The sequence below is a fragment of the Actinoplanes sp. NPDC048791 genome, from assembly GCF_040650095.1.
Lineage (GTDB): Bacteria > Actinomycetota > Actinomycetes > Mycobacteriales > Micromonosporaceae > Actinoplanes.
Genome location: NZ_JBEZGQ010000907.1, coordinates 1 through 3377 on the forward strand (window position 1 = coordinate 1; position 3377 = coordinate 3377).

Sequence of the window (3377 nt, forward strand, 5' to 3'; positions counted from 1 at the left end):
GGCGGCGCGGGCAGCGCCGGCCCGCTCACCGGCCGGGCGATCGAGCGGTTGCAGCCCAAGCGCAAGCAGGCCGACTACTTCACCGGCACCGGCCGGGTGCCCGGCGGCGTCGGCGGTGGCGACCCGGGCGTGGGCCGCGAGACGGGCAGCGACCCGGCCGGCGGCGGCCAGAACATCGGCTTCATCGAGGACGGCGACTGGTGGTCGCTGGACCCGGCCAGCCTGACCGGCATCGAGTCGATCCGCTTCCGGGTCGCGTCGGCCGCCGCGGGTGGCCGGATCGAGGTACGCGCCGACGCGGTCGACGGCCCGCTGGTCGCCACGGTCGACGTGCCGGGCACCGGCGGCTGGCAGACCTATGTCGACGTCACCGCACCGGTCACCGGCACCAACGCGGACTCGCTGTTCTTCGTCGCCCGGGACCCGGCCGGCGGGACGGGATCGCTGTTCAACGTGAACTGGCTGGACTTCCTCGGTCGCGGCGTCACCGAGAACGCGCCCCCGACGGTCAGCGCGGTCGCGACTCCGGCCGCCGGCACCGCGCCGGTCACCGTCGCGTTCGACGGTACGGCCACCGACGCCGAAGGCGACACCCCGCTCACGTACGCCTGGGACTTCGGCGACGGCGGTACGGCGACCACCCTGGACGCCAGTCACACGTACCGGGTGCCCGGCACCTTCACCGCCACCCTGACCGTCACCGACAGCCGCGGCGCCAAGTCGTACGCCAACGTGCCGGTCAAGGTCGAGGCGCCGAACACCTCCTGCTTCGGGGCCCGCTCCGACGACTTCCTCGGCAGCGCGCTGGAGCGTGACCGCTGGACGGTGGTCCGGGAGAACCAGCTCTACTCGGTCGCCGACGGCACGCTGCGGCTGCCCACCGCCTCGGGTGACCTCTACGGCACCCGCAACGACGCCACCAACCTCGTCCTGCAACCGGCGCCCAGCGGCGCCTGGCAGGCCACCACCAAGATCTCCGTGCCGATCACCGCGACCTACCAGCAGGCCGGTCTGATCGTGTACGGCGACGACGACAACTACGCCAAACTCGACCTGCTCTACAACGGCGCCCGCACGGTGGAGTTCATCCGGGAGACCGCCGCCAGCCCGCGCAACGAGAGCGGCGACAGCACCGCGGCGCCCGCCGGTGACGTGGTGTACCTGCGGCTCACCAGTGACGGGGCGAACCTGACCGCGGAGGCCTCCGCCGACGGCCGGACCTTCACCCCGGTCGGCCGGTCCGCCGCGCTGGCCGGCATCGAGAACCCGCGCGTCGGCGTCTTCGCCCTCAACGGCGGCACCACCGCGCCGGTGGTGGACGCGGCGTTCGACTGGTTCCAGTTCACGCCCGACGCCCCGGCCGAACCGGTCGTCCCGTCGGACGAGTTCACCGGCGCCGAGCTGGACAAGTGCCGGTGGAACGCGATCGTCCGGGAGGACCCGGCGGCCTACCGGGTCACCGACGGGGCGCTGCGCATCGACGTGCCCGACGGTGACATCTACACCGGTGGCAACACCGGGCCGACGAACTTCGTCCTGCAGACCGCGCCGGCCGGTGACTGGACCTTGCAGACCAAGGTCGACGCCAGCCTGCTGGACGAGCAGTACCAGCAGGCCGGGCTGCTCGTGTACGGCGACGACGACAACTACGTCAAACTCGACTTCGTCGCCGACAACGCCGCGGGCCAGCCGGTCAGCCGGCGGATCGAGTTCCGCAGCGAGATCGGTGCCGTGGTGCAGGACCCGCAACCCCAGGCCGGCAGTCTGACCTCGGCGGTGTGGCACCTGCGGCTCGCCCGGGTGGGCAACACCTACACCGCCGCGTACTCGGCCGACGGCACGGAATGGACGACGTTCGCGCCGCTGACCAACGCCGCCGTCGGGGCCACCCCGAAGGTGGGGCTGTACAGCCTCGGCGCCGCCCAGACCGCCTCCAAGACCGTCGCGTTCGACTACTTCCGGATCAGCGCCGAGGACGCCGACACCACCGCCCCGGTGACCAGCGCCAAGGTGTCCGGAACCCCGGTCGAGGGCTGGTACACCGGCAACGTCACGGTCACCCTGACCGCGGCCGACGAGACCGGTGGCAGCGGGGTGGCGGGCACCGAGTACCAGCTCGACGACGCCACCACCTGGACGGCGTACACCGCCGCGGTGCCGGTCGGCGGTGACGGTACGCACGAGGTGCGGTTCCGCTCGACCGACGCGGCCGGCAACCTGGAACCGGCGAAGTCGGTCACCGTCAAGATCGACAGCACGGCCCCGGTCACCACGGCCCAGTTCGCCCCGGCCAACGACAACGGCTGGCACAACGGGACCGTCCCGGTGGTGCTGAAGTCGGCCGACGCCGGATCCGGGGTGGCGCTGCTGGAGTGGTCGCTGGACGGGGGTGCCTGGACGCCGTACACCGCGCCGGTGGACGTGACCGGGGACGGCCGGCACGAGCTGCTCTACCGGTCCCGGGACAAGGCCGGCAACGCCGAGACGCTCAAGTCGGCGGTCGTCCGGATCGACGGCACCAAGCCGACCCTGCTCGTCTCCGGGCTGGCCAACGGTCAGCTGTACGGCGACAGCCAGGACATTCGCACCTCGTGGCAGGCGGTCGACCCGACCTCCGGCATCCAGACCACCACCGGCACGCTCAACGGGCGGGCGTACACCAGCGGCTCCCTGCAGGCGCTGTACGAGCTGCCGCTCGGTCTGCACGAGCTGACCGTGACCGCGACCGACAAGGCCGGCAACAGCACCTCGACGACGGTCCGGTTCTTCGTCACCACCTCGTTCCGGGACATGCAGAACCTGCTGGACCGGTTCAAGGCGACCGGACGGCTCTCCACCAAGGCCCACCGGCAGCTCTCCACGAGACTGGACACGATCCGGGCCTCGGAGGCGGCCGGCGAGGACGAGCGGGCGGTGCGGCAGCTGGCCACCTTCAAGACGCTCGTCAACGACGCCGCGCTGGTCACCGACGCCGACGTGCGGGACACCCTGCTCCGCGACGCCGACGCGATGACCGAGCGGCTCGGCGGCACGGCCAGCAAGGCCGGGGTACGGGCGAACGACGGCAAGCCGGTCACCGGGGCCGGCCGGCTCGCCGCGGACCCCACCCGGGTCTCCCCGGACCGCCCACTCTGACGCCGTTCGCCGCGCAGGAAGGAACAGCTTGATGCGTCGTACCCGTGGAGCGGCCGCCGTCCTCGCCGGTCTGCTGCTGGCCCTCCTGCCGGCGGCCGGCCCGGCGTGGGGGCACACCGGAAAACTGAAACTGGAGGTCGCCGGCGACGGCGCCACCGGCATCACCGTGCAGGCCCGCCACGGCGACGGGCACCGGCTGGACACGTTGGTCCGGCTGGTCCTCACCGCCACCGCGGCGGGCG

At 72.6% G+C, this 3377-nt stretch carries 1 protein-coding gene and 1 pseudogene; both read left to right on the forward strand.

All coding sequences use genetic code 11. From position 1 onward, the window contains the following. A partial coding sequence (locus tag AB0C29_RS39505) for an OmpL47-type beta-barrel domain-containing protein (protein WP_360831826.1) occupies nt 1-3135 on the forward strand: 3135 nt, incomplete at its 5' end. A gap of 31 nt (nt 3136-3166) precedes the next feature. Then, nucleotides 3167-3377 (forward strand): annotated as a pseudogene (locus tag AB0C29_RS39510) (hypothetical protein); the annotation flags it as partial.